Source organism: Tabrizicola flagellatus, from assembly GCF_046295235.1.
In the GTDB taxonomy this organism is placed as follows: Bacteria; Pseudomonadota; Alphaproteobacteria; order Rhodobacterales; family Rhodobacteraceae; genus Tabrizicola; species Tabrizicola flagellata_A.
Window position 1 is genome coordinate 1 of record NZ_JBKBLV010000057.1, and the last position, 14,561, is coordinate 14,561.

General features: G+C 66.9%; 13 protein-coding genes. 9 read left to right on the top strand and 4 right to left on the bottom strand.

Annotated features, from left to right (window positions below):
* Positions 1–37: 37 nt before the first annotated feature.
* Together ACK4IU_RS17345 and ACK4IU_RS17350 are read right to left on the bottom strand one after the other, a co-directional pair.
* The gene (locus tag ACK4IU_RS17345) at positions 38–1,090 is read right to left on the bottom strand and encodes an ABC transporter ATP-binding protein (protein ID WP_409737672.1); all 1,053 of its coding nucleotides are present in this window, start codon (positions 1,088–1,090) and stop codon (positions 38–40) included.
* A 17-nt stretch (positions 1,091–1,107) separates the two neighbouring features.
* Positions 1,108–1,893: an IclR family transcriptional regulator gene (locus ACK4IU_RS17350; protein WP_409737675.1), complete on the bottom strand. Its 786-nt coding sequence runs from the start codon at positions 1,891–1,893 to the stop codon at positions 1,108–1,110.
* A gap of 103 nt (positions 1,894–1,996) precedes the next feature.
* On the opposite strand from ACK4IU_RS17350, the gene ACK4IU_RS17355 reads away from it, so the two are divergent.
* From ACK4IU_RS17355 to ACK4IU_RS17390, 8 genes are read left to right on the top strand one after another with little or no spacing between them, the layout of a single operon-like run.
* Entirely contained in the window at positions 1,997–3,250 is a 1,254-nt protein-coding gene (locus tag ACK4IU_RS17355; RefSeq protein ID WP_409737678.1) for an ABC transporter substrate-binding protein, read from the top strand.
* 57 nt (positions 3,251–3,307) lie between these two features.
* Positions 3,308–4,225 carry a carbohydrate ABC transporter permease gene (locus ACK4IU_RS17360; RefSeq protein WP_409737681.1) on the top strand — a complete coding sequence of 306 codons (918 nt, stop codon included), beginning with the start codon at positions 3,308–3,310 and terminating at the stop codon, positions 4,223–4,225.
* Between the two features lies 1 nt (position 4,226).
* Positions 4,227–5,072: a carbohydrate ABC transporter permease gene (locus ACK4IU_RS17365; RefSeq protein WP_409737684.1), complete on the top strand. Its 846-nt coding sequence runs from the start codon at positions 4,227–4,229 to the stop codon at positions 5,070–5,072.
* A 57-nt stretch (positions 5,073–5,129) separates the two neighbouring features.
* Complete coding sequence (locus ACK4IU_RS17370; protein ID WP_409737687.1) at positions 5,130–5,885, top strand: SDR family NAD(P)-dependent oxidoreductase; 756 nt, start codon at positions 5,130–5,132, stop codon at positions 5,883–5,885.
* Positions 5,882–6,793 carry a 2-dehydro-3-deoxygalactonokinase gene (locus ACK4IU_RS17375; RefSeq protein ID WP_409737690.1) on the top strand — a complete coding sequence of 304 codons (912 nt, stop codon included), beginning with the start codon at positions 5,882–5,884 and terminating at the stop codon, positions 6,791–6,793. The genes ACK4IU_RS17370 and ACK4IU_RS17375 overlap by 4 nt, the downstream gene beginning before the upstream one ends.
* On the top strand, positions 6,790–7,395 hold the full coding sequence (locus ACK4IU_RS17380) for a 2-dehydro-3-deoxy-6-phosphogalactonate aldolase (protein ID WP_409737693.1): 606 nt from the start codon (positions 6,790–6,792) through the stop codon (positions 7,393–7,395). Before ACK4IU_RS17375 ends, ACK4IU_RS17380 begins: the two co-directional genes overlap by 4 nt.
* Positions 7,392–8,228 carry an SMP-30/gluconolactonase/LRE family protein gene (locus tag ACK4IU_RS17385; protein ID WP_409737695.1) on the top strand — a complete coding sequence of 279 codons (837 nt, stop codon included), beginning with the start codon at positions 7,392–7,394 and terminating at the stop codon, positions 8,226–8,228. The genes ACK4IU_RS17380 and ACK4IU_RS17385 overlap by 4 nt, the downstream gene beginning before the upstream one ends.
* Positions 8,225–10,126 carry a beta-galactosidase gene (locus ACK4IU_RS17390; RefSeq protein ID WP_409737697.1) on the top strand — a complete coding sequence of 634 codons (1,902 nt, stop codon included), beginning with the start codon at positions 8,225–8,227 and terminating at the stop codon, positions 10,124–10,126. The genes ACK4IU_RS17385 and ACK4IU_RS17390 overlap by 4 nt, the downstream gene beginning before the upstream one ends.
* Before the next feature lie 43 nt (positions 10,127–10,169).
* On the opposite strand, the gene ACK4IU_RS17395 is transcribed toward ACK4IU_RS17390, so the two are convergent.
* Entirely contained in the window at positions 10,170–11,780 is a 1,611-nt protein-coding gene (locus ACK4IU_RS17395; RefSeq protein WP_409737700.1) for an alpha-amylase family glycosyl hydrolase, read from the bottom strand.
* A 235-nt stretch (positions 11,781–12,015) separates the two neighbouring features.
* On the opposite strand from ACK4IU_RS17395, the gene ACK4IU_RS17400 reads away from it, so the two are divergent.
* Positions 12,016–13,251, top strand: coding sequence for an MFS transporter (locus tag ACK4IU_RS17400; protein ID WP_409737703.1), 1,236 nt, complete (start codon positions 12,016–12,018; stop codon positions 13,249–13,251).
* A gap of 16 nt (positions 13,252–13,267) precedes the next feature.
* Here ACK4IU_RS17400 and ACK4IU_RS17405 read toward each other — a convergent pair whose 3' ends face one another.
* Entirely contained in the window at positions 13,268–14,317 is a 1,050-nt protein-coding gene (locus ACK4IU_RS17405) for a DUF4424 family protein (RefSeq protein WP_409737706.1), read from the bottom strand.
* Positions 14,318–14,561 lie beyond the last annotated feature (244 nt).

The following is a 14,561-nucleotide window of genomic DNA, read 5'->3' on the forward strand; positions in this document are numbered from 1 at the left end:
GAGCGAGGAGCGCCGAAGGCGGACGACGAGCGGACCGTCAGCGCAGCCGTATCCCGTCCTTGTCGAACAGCATCGCGTCGCGGGCGTCGAAGCTGACGCCCACCATCGCGCCGGGCTCCAGGCTGACCTGGTCGTGGCGTTCGACGATCAGCTTTTCGCCCGAGGGCGCGGTGAGGTGGACGTAGCTCACGCCGCCCAATGCCTCGGTCAGTTCCACCCGGTGCGTGTCACCTGGGCCGATCTTCAGATGCTGCGGCCTGAGACCCACGGTCACATCGGCCCCGGCAGCCGGCAGCGCAACCGAGGTCGCGACCGATCCGGCAAGGCCCCTGGCGGCCACCGAACCGGCCTCGGCCACTCCGGCCACGAAATTCATCGACGGGCTGCCGATGAAGCCCGCGACAAAGCGGTTGTCGGGGTTGTTGTAGAGGTCCAGCGGCTTGCCAACCTGCTCGATCCGGCCCGACCGCAGGACCACGATCTTGTCGGCCAGCGTCATCGCCTCGACCTGGTCGTGCGTGACATAGATCATCGTCGCGCCGATCTCGCGGTGAAGCCGCGCGATCTCCACCCGCATCTCCACCCGCAGTTCTGCGTCGAGGTTCGAGAGCGGTTCGTCGAACAGGAACACCTCCGGCCCCCGGACGATGGCGCGGCCGATGGCAACGCGCTGGCGCTGGCCGCCCGACAGGGCCTTGGGCTTGCGTTCGAGAAGCGGCTCCAGCTTCAGGATGCGGGCGGCCTCGGCCACCTTGCGCTCGATCTCGGCCCTGGGATGGCCGGTCATCTTGAGGCCAAAGCCCATGTTTTCCGCCACGGTCATGTGGGGATACAAGGCGTAGGTCTGGAACACCATCGCCACCCCGCGTTCGCTGGGGTCGACGTAGGTCACGTCCTTCGCGCCGATGCGGATGGCACCGGACGAGGTCTCTTCCAGCCCCGCGACCATCCGCAAGAGCGTCGATTTCCCGCAGCCCGAAGGACCGACAAAGACGCAGAATTCCCCGTCGTCCACCGTCAGGTCGACCCCGTGGATCACCTGCACATCGCCAAAGCGCTTGACGACCTTCTCCAGCGTCACTCCCGTCATGGGTATCCTCCCCCCGGTTAAACCTGTTCCGGAAAGCGCCAGCTTTCCGCCTCGGCGGCGATCTTCGCCGCGATGTCCTTTATCATCGGCGCCTGGGCACCCAGTTCCTCCAGCGTCGTCCGCGCGGTGGTCGAGGTAACCGACAGCGCCCCCATCACCCGGCCCTGGCGCGAGAGAATCGGCACCGCGCAGCAGATGATTCCCGCCTCGTGTTCTTCGGCGTCCCAGGCGTGACCGCGTTGGCGAATCGCCTCCAGTTCCTTGAGCAATGCCTCGCGGCTGGCCAGCGTATGCGGCGTGAAGCGGTGGAAGGACTGGCGGGCCAGTGCCGCCTCCAGCGCCTCGGGCGGCAGCCAGGCGAGCATCGCCTTGCCGACGCCGGTGCAATAGGCCGGGCCGACCTTGCCGGCCTGGGCGAACATCTCGACCGGCTTCGCGGCATTGCGCTTGTCGACGTAAAGGACCTGGCCGAGGTCCATCTGGGCAAGGTGAATGGTCTCGCCGGTTTTCGCCGCCAATTCATCGAGATAGGGCCGCGCGATGGGCGCGAGCGAGGATTGCGACCAGGCGGCATGGGCCAGCCGCACGAGGCGGACGCCCAGCGCATAGGTGCCGGTCTCGGGGTCGAGCGTCAGCATGCCCTGATGCGTCAGGGTCTGCAAAAGCCGGTAGAGCGTGGCCTTGGGATAGGCGGACTGGGTCAGAAGATCGGAAAAGCGCACGGGGCGGCCGTGGCTGGCCACCATGTCCAGCACATCCAGCGCCTTGCCCACCGTGCCGTCGGCATGTCCCTCCGCGCCCATCGCCCCTCCCGCAACGTCGTTGTTGACAGCTTAGACGATAGCCGACATAGTTTTCAATATTCAAGACCAAGTTTCAAATAGTGAAACCAGACGGGAGGAAACCATGGTTCACAAACTGACGGGCGCAGTTGCCCTCGGGGCAGCACTGATGCTGTCCACTTCGGCGTTCGCGCAGGACAAGCGCGTCGTCACCTGGAACGCGGACTACGACCCGATTCCGCTGGCTGCCGCCGAAGCCCTGATCGCCGATTTCGAGGCCGCGAACCCCGAGATCGACATCCAGATGACCAACTTCGACCACGAGGCCTACAAGAACGCGATCCGCAACTTCCTGACCGCGGACGCGCCGGACCTGGCCAACTGGTATGCCGCGAACCGGATGCGTCCCTTCGTCGAGGCGGGCCTGTTCGCCGACATCACCGACGTGTGGGAAGCCAACGGGCTGAAGGACGCGCTCGCCTCTTCCGTGCCGTCGGCCTCGATCGACGGCAAGTTCTATGCCATCCCCTACACCTACTATCAGTGGGGCATCTACTACAACCGCGACGCCTACAAGGCCGCTGGCGTGGACGTGCCGGGGCCGGAAGGCGTGACCTGGGATCAGTTCCTGGCCAACTGCGAGAAGTTCAAGGCCGCGGGCATCGACTGCGTGACGACGGGCTCGTCGGCGCTGTGGCCGGTGGCGGGCATCTTCGACTACATCTCGATGCGCACCAACGGCTACCAGTTCCACAGCGACCTGGCCGCCGGCAAGATTTCGTGGACCTCGCCGGAAGTGGCGGCGGTGTTCGACAATTTCGGCAAGCTCCAGCCCTACGTCACCGCGAACCATGCCGCGATCGACTGGCAGGACGCGGCGGCGCTTCTGGTGCAGGGCAAGGCCGCGAACTACGTCATGGGCAACTTCGCCGTCGGCGTCTTCAAGGAAGGCGGGATGACGAACGACAACCTGGGCTTCATGGTGTTCCCGGAAATCACCCCCGGCATCCCGCGTGCCGAGGAAGCGCCGACCGACACGATCCACCTGACCTCGGGCGCGAAGAACCCCGAGGATGCGAAGAAGTTCCTGGCCTACATGGCCTCGGCCGAGGCGCAGACCAAGTGGAACGCGGCGGTGGGGCAACTCCCCACCAACAAGAACGCCTCGGTCGATGCCGCCGATCCGTTCCTGACCGCGGGCTTCCAGGCGCTGTCGACGGCCACCGGCGGCATCGCCCAGTTCTGGGACCGTGACGCGGATGCCGAATATGCCAAGGTCGGCATGGAAGGCTTCCAGCAGTTCCTGGTGCAGCCCGACCAGCGCGACGCGATCCTGGCGCGGCTGGAGCAGGCCCGCACGCGGCTTTACCCGCAATAAGCTGATCCGGGCGCCCTCCGTTCGCGGGGGGCGCCTTTCCGTTTTCCGGGGGGAGACATGGCTGACGCAGCTTCGACACCGCGGCGCTGGACCCAGAGGACGATTGCGCCCTGGCTGTTCCTGGCCCCCGGGCTGGTGATGTTCACGATCTATGTGCTCTGGCCCATCGTGGAAAGCGTGACGCTGTCCTTCTACGACTGGAACGGGCTTTACGACCGCGACGGCAACTTCACCGGGCGTTTCGTGGGGATGGGCAACTACCGGGAACTGATGACCGACCCGGCCTTCACGGTCAGCCTTTGGAACAACCTGAAATGGCTGGTCCTTTACATGCTGGCGCTTCCCGCCGGGCTCTTCATCGCGATCTTCCTGAACCAGACGGTCCGGGGCATCCGCATCTACAAGTCCCTGTTCTTCTTCCCCTTCGTCATCAGCCAGGTCGTCGTCGGCCTGATCTTCAGCTGGTTCTACGCCCCCAACTTCGGGCTGTTCTACAAGCTGATCGAATCCATCACCGGACAGGGCGTCGCCGTGCTGGCCGACCCGACCATGGTGACCTACGGCATCATCGCCGCCGGCCTCTGGCCTCAGATCGCCTATGTGATGATCCTGTATCTTACCGGCCTGAACAACGTCGCCCCCGACCAGATCGAGGCGGCGCGGCTGGATGGGGCGAAGGGCTGGCGGATGCTGTGGTATGTCGTCCTGCCGCAGCTGCGCCCGGCCACCTTCATCGCGGTCATCGTTACGGTGATCGGCGCGCTGCGGTCCTTCGACCTGGTGTCGATCATGACCAACGGCGGGCCGTTCGGGTCGTCCCGCGTGCTGTCCTACTACATGTTCGAGATGGCGCTTGGCGAATACGGCTTCCGCATGGGCTATGGCGCGGCGATTGCCGTGGTGCTGTTCCTGATCATGATGGTCTTCATTTCGGGCTTCATCTGGAAGATGTGGCGCGACGAGAGGGAGCGCTGAGATGTTTCCGCGTCCGATCCAGAAATCCTCGACCGCCGCGCAATGGATCTACACCATCGCGCTGCCGGTTGCGCTGCTGATCTGGCTGTTCCCGCTTCTCGGCGTTGCATTGACCTCGCTCCGGCCCGCGTCGGACCTGGCACAGGGGAACTACTTCGGGATGCCGTCGGGCATCGCCTGGGAGAACTACAAGTTCATCTTCACCCAGACGCCCATCGGCCAGTATATGATCAACTCGCTCTGGGTGACGATCCCCACGGTGATCGGCGCGGTCAGCCTGTCCTTGATGACGGGCTTCGCGCTGGCGGTCTACGGGTTCCGGGCGAACATCCTGGTGTTCTTCATGTTCGTCGCGGGCAACTTCGTGCCCTTCCAGATCCTGATGGTCCCGGTCCGGGACATGACGCTGAACTTGGGCATGTACAACACCTGGTATGGCCTCGCCCTGTTCCACATCGCCTTCCAGACCGGGTTCTGCACGCTGTTCATGCGCAACTTCATCAAGGCGCTGCCTTATGAACTGATCGAGGCCGCGCGGGTGGAAGGCGTCAGCGAATGGCGCATCTTCGCCTATATCGTCCTGCCCCTGATGCGGCCGGCCATCGCGGCGCTGTCCGTGCTGGTCTTCACCTTCATCTGGAACGACTTCTTCTGGGCCACCGTGCTGACGCAGGGCGTGGACAGCCAGCCGATCACCGCCGGCCTGTCCAGCCTGAACGGCCAGTGGATCGCCCAGTGGCACCTGGTCAGCGCGGGCTCGATCATCGCTGCCCTGCCGCCCGTCGCCATGTTCTTCCTCATGCAGAAGCACTTCATCGCCGGTCTGACGCTTGGGGCGGTGAAATGACGATCGGGACGTTCGGAGGGATCGGGCCGTGGGAAGCATGAGGACTGGACGGACGCCATGATGTTCGAGGATATCAAGGGACAATCGGTGTTCATCACCGGAGGCGGCGCGGGCATCGGCGCGGCGCTGACCGAGGCCTTCCTGCGCCAGGGGGCGAAGGTCGCCTTCTGCCAGCGGTCCGACGCCACGGCCTTCTGCGACGCGATGGAAGCCGCAACCGGCAACCGCCCGCTGTTCCTGCCCTGCGACATCTCTGTCACCGACCAGTTGCAACTGACGCTGGACACCGCCGCCAAGGCGCATGGGGCGATCACGGTTCTGGTGAACAACGCCGCGAACGACACGCGGCACGAGACGCTGAAGACCGATCAGGCCTTCTGGGACTGGTCGATGGCGGTGAACCTGCGGTCCTATTTCTTTGCCTGCCAGCAGGTCATCCCCGGCATGAAGGCCGCGGGCGGGGGGTCGATCATCAATTTCTCCTCGATCAGCTTCATGATGGCCGACACGGGCTATGCCGCCTACATCACCGCCAATGCCGGGATCGTGGGCCTGACCCGGACGCTCGCGCGCGAGTTCGGCCCGGACCGCATCCGCGTCAACGCCATCGCCCCCGGCTGGGTGCTGACCGAGCGGCAGAAGGAGCTGTGGGTCACGCCCGAGGCCCTGTCGGCCCATCTGGCCCGCCAGTGCCTGCCCTACCCGATCCAGCCCGAGGACATGGCGGGGACGGTGCTGTTCCTGGCCTCGACGGCCTCGCGCATGATGACCTCGCAGACCCTGATCCTGGATGGAGGCTATATCTCCTCATGACTGGTCCCGTCTCTCCCGCCTGGATCGCCGTGGACTGGGGCACCTCGAACCTGCGCGCCTTCGCGATGGCGGCGGATGGCCGGGTGCTGGCCGAGGCCAGTTCGGACGAGGGAATGGGCAAGCTGAGCCGCGAGGGGTTCGAGCCGGCGCTTCTGCGGCTGATCGGGGCCTGGCTGGACGACCGGCCCCCGGTGGTGGCCTGCGGCATGGTGGGCAGCCGGCAGGGCTGGTGCGAGGCACCCTATCGCGCGGTGCCCTGCACGCCCCTGGACCATGCGGCACTGGTCAAGGCGCCGACCGCCGATCCCCGCCTGACGGTCTGGATCGCGCCGGGGCTGAAACAGGCGCAACCCGCCGACGTGATGCGCGGCGAGGAGACGCAGATCGCCGGCGCCTTGCGGCTGATGCCGGTCTATGACGGGGTGATCTGCCTGCCCGGAACCCATTCGAAATGGGTCCATGTCAGCGCGGGCGAGGTGGTCAGCTTCCAGACCTTCATGACGGGAGAACTGTTCGCACTTCTGTCCGGCGCCTCGGTCCTGCGCCACGGGATGCAGACCGAAGGCTGGGACGATGCGGCCTTCGATGGCGCGGTGTCCGACGCGATTTCGCGCCCCGAACGGATTGCCGCACGATTGTTCACGATCCGGGCCGAGGGGCTGATCGCGGCGCTGGCGCCCGATGCCGCGCGGGCCCGGCTGTCGGGTCTGCTGATCGGGACCGAGCTAGCCGCCGCCCGGCCCTACTGGCTGGGTCAGCGCGTGACGCTGGTCGGGGCCGAGCGCATTTCCGCGGCCTATGCCCGCGCGCTGGCCGCGCAGGGCGTCGAGGCGAAGCGGCTTTCCGCGACCGACTGCACACTGGCGGGGCTGTCGCTGCTTGCCCCCGAAAAGGTATCCGACCGATGACCCACCGCAACCTGATCGCCATCCTGCGCGGGATCACCCCGGTCGAGGCCGCCGCGGCCGCGCATGCCCTGGTGGCCGCCGGGATCACCCGGATCGAGGTGCCGCTGAATTCGCCCGACCCCTTCGCCTCGATCGCCGCCATGGCGACGGCGGAGCCGGGGGCCGAGATCGGAGCGGGCACGGTGCTGACGGTCGCGGAGGTCGCGCAGGTCAGGGCGGCGGGCGGGACGCTGGTCGTCTCGCCGAACTGCGACCCGGAGGTGATCGCCGCCACCCGCGCCGCCGGCATGGCGAGCTGGCCGGGGGTGATGACGCCGACCGAATGTTTCGCCGCGATCAGGGCGGGAGCGACGGGGCTGAAGCTGTTCCCCGGCAGCCTGATCGGGCCCGAGGGGCTGAAGGCGCTGCGCGCGGTCCTGCCGAAGGGGCTGCCGGTCTATGCCGTGGGCGGGGCGGGACCGGCGAATTTCGCCGATTGGGCCAAGGCGGGGGCGGACGGCTTCGGCATCGGCACCGCGCTTTACACGCCGGGCCTTTCCCTGGCCGAAATCGCCACGCGGGCCGCGCGGATCGTGGCCGCATATGACGAGGACTTCCGATGATCTTCGACGCCCGCCCCTGCGAACTGGGCGAAGGCGCCTTCTGGCACCCGGATCATGAACGCCTGTTCTGGTTCGACATCCTGAACCGGACCCTGCACAGTCAGGAGCAGTCCTGGACCTTTCCGCACATGGTCTCGGCCGCGGGCTGGCTGGATGCCGGGCATCTGGTGATCGCCTCGGAGATCGGGTTGTTGCGGTTCAATCTCATCAGCGGCCGGCACGAGGTGCTGGTCCATGCCGGCAGCCCCGCCACACGATCTAACGATGGTCGCGCCGACAGGCAGGGGGGCTTCTGGTTCGGGCTTATGGGCAAACGGGCCGAGCCGGGCGCGGGCTCGATCTGGCGCTGGCACCGGGGCGAGCTGCGGCGGCTGTTCGACGGCATCACCATTCCGAACGCGATCTGCTTCACCCCGGACGGAAGGGCGGCGCATTTTGCCGACACGGCGAAAGGCCAGGTGATGAAGGTCGCCCTGGATGGCGAGGGCTGGCCGGCAGGAGAGCCCGAGGTCTGGCTGGACCTTGCGCCCGAAGGGCTGAACCCCGACGGGGCCGTGGTCGATAGCGAAGGCCTGTTCTGGAATGCGCAATGGGGCGCAGGCCGGGTCGCCGCCTATGCGCCGGACGGATGCTTCATCCGTGCGATAGAAACGCCGGGGGCGCCGCAAGCCTCGTGTCCGGCCTTCGGCGGTGCCGATATGAGCACCCTTTTCGTCACGACCGCGCTTGAGCACATGGACGCCGCCGCCCGCGCGGCCCATCCGGCTTCGGGCCAGGTCTTTGCCTTCCCCGGCATCGCCCGGGGCCTTCCCGAACCTCAGGTCCTGTCATGAAACGCACGCTTGGCGTCTGCTACTATCCCGAACACTGGCCGGAAGCGAAATGGGCCGAGGATGCCCAACGCATGGCCGCCCTGGGCCTGACCTGGGTTCGCATCGGCGAATTCGCCTGGTCCCGGATGGAGCCGGAGCCGGACCGGTATGATTGGGGCTGGCTGGACCGCGCGATCGAGACACTCGGCGCGCGAGGGCTGAAGGTCGTGCTGGGAACGCCGACCGCCACCCCGCCGCGCTGGATGCTGGACCGCCATCCCGACATGCTGGCCGTGGACAAGGAGGGCCGGCCGCGCGGCTTCGGCTCGCGCCGGCATTACTGTTTCTCGCATAAGGGCTATCGCGCGGAATGCGCCAGGATCGTTTCCGCATTGGCCGAGCGTTACGGGAGGAACCCGCATGTCGCGGCCTGGCAGACCGACAACGAATATGCCTGCCATGCCACGACGCTGAGCTATTCCGAGGCGGCGAAATCCGCCTTCCAGGACTGGCTGGCGCAGAAATATCAATCGCCCGAAGCGCTGAACCGGGCCTGGGGCAATGTCTTCTGGTCGATGGAATACCGCGACTTCCGCGAGGTGGGCCTGCCGAACCTGACCGTGACCGAGCCGAACCCGAGCCATGTGATGGATTTCCGCCGCTTTTCCAGCGACCAGGTGGCAAGCTTCAACCGGCTTCAGGTGGAGATCATCCGCCGACACTCCAGCGCGCCCGTGGCGCACAACTTCATGGGCGCGATCACCGAATTCGACCACTGGAAGCTCGGCGCCGACCTCGATATCGCCAGCTGGGACAGCTATCCGCTGGGCTTCCTGTCCGACCGCATCCCCACCGATCCCGAACACAGGCGCCGCTTCTTCCGCCAGGGCGACCCGGATTTCCAGGCCTTCCACCACGACCTTTACCGTGCGGTGGGCCGGGGCCGCTGGTGGATCATGGAACAGCAGCCGGGGCCGGTGAACTGGGCGCCCTTCAACCCCGATCCTTTGCCGGGCATGGCGCGGCTCTGGGCCTGGGAGGCCTTTGCCCATGGCGCGGAAGCGGTCTGCTATTTCCGCTGGCGCCAGGCGCCCTTCGCGCAGGAGCAGATGCATGCGGGCCTTCTGCGCCCCGACAGCGCCCCGGCGCAGGCCTTCGGCGAGGCCGGGCAGGTGGCCCGGGAACTCGCGGCGATGCCCGAGGCAGGGACGGGACGCGCCGATGTGGCGCTGGTCTTCGACTATGCCTCGGACTGGGCCTGGGAAATCCAGCCGCAGGGGCGCAGCTTCAGCTACTTCTGGCTGGTGTTCCACCTCTACAAGGGGTTGCGGCGGCTGGGGCTTAACGTGGACATCCTGCCGCCCGACACCGCCGACCTGTCGGGCTACCGGCTGGTGCTGGCGCCGGGGCTGTTCAGCCTGTCCGAGCCGCTGAAGGCCGCGATCGCGGGCTTCGCGGGCACGGTGATCCTCGGACCGCGGACCAATTCCCGGACGCCCGACTTCGCGATCCCCGTGCCGCTGCCGCCCGCCCTGCCGGGGCTGGATGCCGTGGTCGCACGGGTGGAAAGCCTGCCGCCCGACGTTCCCGTGCCGCTGGACCAGGGCGGGGCGCTGGTGAACTGGCGCGAGAAGCTGGAGGGGTCGGCCGAGGTGGTCGAGGCGGCCGAGGACGGCTGGCCGGCGCTGGTCGCCTCGGGGCGGTTGCACTATCTGGCCGGCTGGCCGGACGAGGTGGCGTTGAACCGCATCCTGATGCGCGCCTGTGCGGCCGAAGGGATCGAGACCGATCCGCTGCCCGAGGGGCTGCGCCGCCGCGATACCGCGACGCACCGGTTCCTGTTCAACTACAACCCGGTGCCGGTAGACTGGGGCGGGGTGACGATCCCTCCGGCCGGGGTGCACTGGGTCGGACGGTGAGGGAAGCCCCAGGATTTTTCCACGAAAAATCCTGGGCTTGCGCCTAGTCCTGGATCGAGATTTCCCCGGTGACAGGCAGGAAGGCCGCGCCGTTCGGGCCGAGCGTCAGGCGGTCGCCTTGCAGGACAGCATGCAGCGAGGGACCGGTCGGCGCCGCGGCGCCCGCAACCGTCAGCGACCGCGCCACGGGCGAGAGGTTGAACAGGCAGAGCAGCGCGCCCTCGCCTTCGCCCCGGACGAAACCCAGCACCGGCTCGTGCAGGTCGAGAAAGCGGGTGCCGCCCGCGCGCAAGGCAAGCGAGCCCTTCCGGAAGGCCAGCGCCGCCCGGTAGTGTTCCAGGACCGAGCCCTGCGCGCCATCCTGTCCCGCGACATGGCGGGCGGCCTGTTCGGCCTTGACCGGCAGCCAGGGCTTGCCCGTGGTGAAGCCCGCGTTGGGCGAGGCGTCCCAGACCATCGGCGTGCGGGTGTTGTCGCGGCCCAGAGGCTCGGGCCAGAAGGCGATGCCCTGGGGGTCGGTCAGTTCCTCGAAATCGAGCGGGGTGTCGGTCTGGCCCAGTTCCTCGCCCTGCCAGAGGCAGATCGAGCCCTCGAAGGACAGGAGGAGCGAGGCCGCCTGTTTCGCCAGATCCTCGGTCGAGGCGGCATTCTTCGCCCAGCGCGTCGCGTGGCGCACCACGTCGTGGTTGGAGAAGGCCCACATCGGCCAGCCCTCGGGCGCGCCCCTGAAGAAGCCTTCCAGCCGGTCGCGGAAGAAGCCGGCCGAGAAGTCGTAGCCCATCATCTCGAAGGAATAGCACTGATGCAGGCGGCCGGGGGCGGTGTATTCGCCCATCATGCGGATCGCGTGGTGGCTTTCGCCCATCTCGCCCACCGAGGCCGCGCCGTATTCGTCGAGCAGTTTGCGGATGCGTTCCATCCACGCGAGGTTCTCGGGCTGGTTCTTCGAGAACAGGTGATACTGCATGAAATAGGGGTTGCCCTCGGGCTCGGCCTTGACCCGGTAGTCGGCGGCGTCGTCGCGCAGGAGGGGGTCGTGGAAGAAGTAGTTCACCGTGTCGAAGCGGAAGCCGTCCACTCCGCGGTCGAGCCAGAAGCGCATGGCTGAAATCGCCCAGTCCTGCACTTCGGGGTTGTGGTAGTTCAGGTCGGGCTGCGAGGCGAGGAAGTTGTGCAGGTAGTACTGCTTGCGCCGCGCATCCCATTGCCAGGCGGATCCGCCGAAGACCGAAAGCCAGTTGCAGGGCGGGGTGCCGTCATGGCGGGGATCGGCCCAGACATACCAGTCGGCCTTCGGGTTCACCCGGTCCTTGCGGCTCTCGGCGAAGAAGGGGTGCTGGTCCGAGGTATGGCTCAGCACCTGGTCGATGATGACCTTGAGCCCAAGGTCATGCGCCCGCGCGATCAGGGCGTCGAAATCTGCGAGCGTGCCGAAGACCGGGTCCACGTCGCAATAGTCGCTGACATCATAGCCCATGTCCTTCATCGGGCTTCTGAAGAAGGGGGACAGCCAGACGGCATCGACCCCAAGCGCGGCCAGGTGGTCGAGCCGGCGGGTGATGCCCGGCAGGTCGCCCACGCCGTCGCCGTTCGTGTCCTGGAAGGACCGGGGATAGACCTGGTAGGTCACGGCGCCACGCCACCAATCGCTCATCCCCGCCTCCTTGCTGGACCGTTCCGGCCATTATCTCCGGCCCGGTGCGGGCAAAAGCCTAAAGCGATTTGGCCGGCACCGTCCGGACGATAATCCGCAGATTTGCGGCAGCCGCGCAACGGAAAGCTGCGAAGGGGGGCAGTGCGCGGACGGGCGGGCTGTAACGGTGACAATATCGCCGTTGACCCCGGAAGGAGCGGGGCGCAGGGTGCCCGCCGGAACCGGAGCGCCCGCCATGCCGAAAGCCCCCCTCATCACCCCCGTCCTGATCGCCGGTTGCGCGGTCCTGATGATCTCCTTCGCGATCCGGGCAAGTTTCGGGGTGTTCCAGATCCCGATCGCCTCGGAATTCGGCTGGCTGCGGGCCGATTTCTCGCTGGCGATCGCGATCCAGAACCTGGCCTGGGGCATCGGCCAGCCGCTTTTCGGCGCGCTGGCCGAGCGGTTCGGGGACCGCAAGGCGATCATCGCGGGGGCGTTGCTTTATTCCGCCGGGCTGGTGCTGTCGGCCTATGCGGTGACGCCGGGGCAGCATCAGATCCTGGCGATCCTGGTGGGCTTTGGCATCGCGGGCACCGGGTTCGGGGTGATCCTCGCCATCGTCGGGCGCGCGGCCAGTGCCGAGAACCGCTCGATGGCGCTGGGGATCGCCACCGCCGCCGGGTCGGCCGGGCAGGTCTTCGGCGCGCCCACGGCGGAGTGGCTGTTGCAGAGCTACAGCTGGCAGACGGTCTTCCTCATCTTTGCCGCAGTGATCCTGGCGACGCTGGCCGCCCTGCCCTTCCTGCGCAGCCCGCAGCTGGCCAGCCGGCAGGAGCTGGAGGAAAGCATGGGCACGGTCCTGATCCGAGCCTTCCGCGATCCGTCCTACACGCTGATTTTCCTGGGGTTCTTCTCCTGCGGCTACCAGTTGGCCTTTATCACCGCGCATTTCCCCGCCTTCGTGACCGAGCTGTGTTCGCCGATCGATTCCGGGTCCATGCTGGCGGGGCTGGGCATCACGACGACCTCGGCGCTGGGGGCGGTGTCGATCGCGGTGATCGGGCTGTTCAACATCGTCGGCACGCTGACCGCCGGGTATCTGGGCAAGCGGCACACCAAGAAATACCTCCTGTTCTGGATCTATGTCGGCCGCACCATTGCCGCGGCGACCTTCATCCTGATGCCGATCACGCCGGCCTCGGTGCTGATCTTCTCGGCGGTGATGGGCGCGCTGTGGCTGGCCACGGTGCCGCTGACCAGCGGGCTTGTCGCGCATATCTACGGCATCCGCTACATGGGCACGCTGTATGGCGTGGTGTTCCTCAGTCACCAGATCGGCGGTTTCCTCGGCGTCTGGCTGGGGGGCAAGATGTACGACCTGAACGGCGACTACACGCTGGTCTGGTGGATCGGGGTCGGCGTCGGGGCGTTCTCGGCGCTGGTCCATCTGCCCATCCGGGAACGGCAGATGGTGGCGCAGGCGGCGTGACGCGCGGCCTGGCCGGTCACTCCCTCGGCAGGGGCTGGACGACAAGGATTTCCAGGTCGCGGTCGGGCGTGTAGTTCGTCTTCTCGATCACGAAGGTCGTGGGGCCGGTCTTGCGCACCCCATCGGCGCAAAGCGAAATCACGTTGCGCGGATCGCCCTTGTCCAGCGTCAGGGTGAAGCGGCCGATGGGCCCCGCCCAGCTGTTCGCCGTGCGCAGGACGTAAGAGATGTTGTAGGCCGTGCCGGTATTGCCGAACTCTGCACCGCCCGAGCCCACCAGCGCCTTCGCCATGGCCTTCGATGTGCCCTCGTCGATGCAATACTGTTCCTTGAAGTAAAGCTGCCAGTCCTCGGGCGGGTGGGTCCAGTAGAACACGCCCCCGGGCGGTCGGTTGGTGTAGCTGTGGCTGATCCTGACCGTCGCCCCGGCCGGGAAGGTTTGCGTCCAGTGATAGCGGGTAACGATGGACCAGCCGGCGTAGACCTCATCCTCCAGCGAAATGCCCTGGCCGGCCGGATAGAATTCGGCGAGGCCGAGGCTCTTGGCTTCGGCCTGCTGCGCCGGCGCGAGCGCGAGCAGCGCGTCCCGCACGGGCTCGATCTCCAGCGTCAGGGGAATACCCAGGCGCTGGAGATTGGCGGTCACGTCGCGGCCGGGGTTGTCGTATTGCTTCGACGGCGGGTTTTCCTCGTCGTAGCCATCCTCGATGATGGCGATCCGGTCGATGGCGACCTGAACCGGCCGGCCGTCCACCGTGGCGGTGAAGCCGACGAGGTCGGGCGCGGAGAGATCCTCGGGCAGGTTCATCATCGACTCGTAGCCGGACCAGACCCCGACCGGCGGCAGGGGGAAGATCACCTCGCCGGTCACGTCGGCATCGGTCAGGTTGCGGAACACATAATCCACGGCGATGCGGTCGATGCCGATGAAGAGATTTTCCTCCTCCATCGCGATGGAGTCGGTCTTGCCGAAGGTCAGGCCGGTGGCCGAGAGACCGCCGAAGCCGTCATTGGCATGGACCGGCGTGGCAAGGCACAGGGCAACGGGCAGGAGGGACAGGCGCATGGCGGGCTCCGGTGGTGATCGGAGCCATCAGAGCCCCGGTTGGAGATTCCCGCAAGACCGGGCGCAAGGCGGCGGATCGGGTGGCGAAAACCGCCTTGCGCCCGGCGCGGGCGCTTGGCAGAAGCGCTGGACGCACCGAAAGTTCCGCCATGCGCATCGGCATCGCCGCCCTGATCCTCGCCTATGTCCTGAGCCAGTTCTACCGCGCCTTCCTCGCGGTGCTGTCGCCGGTCCTGACGCGGGA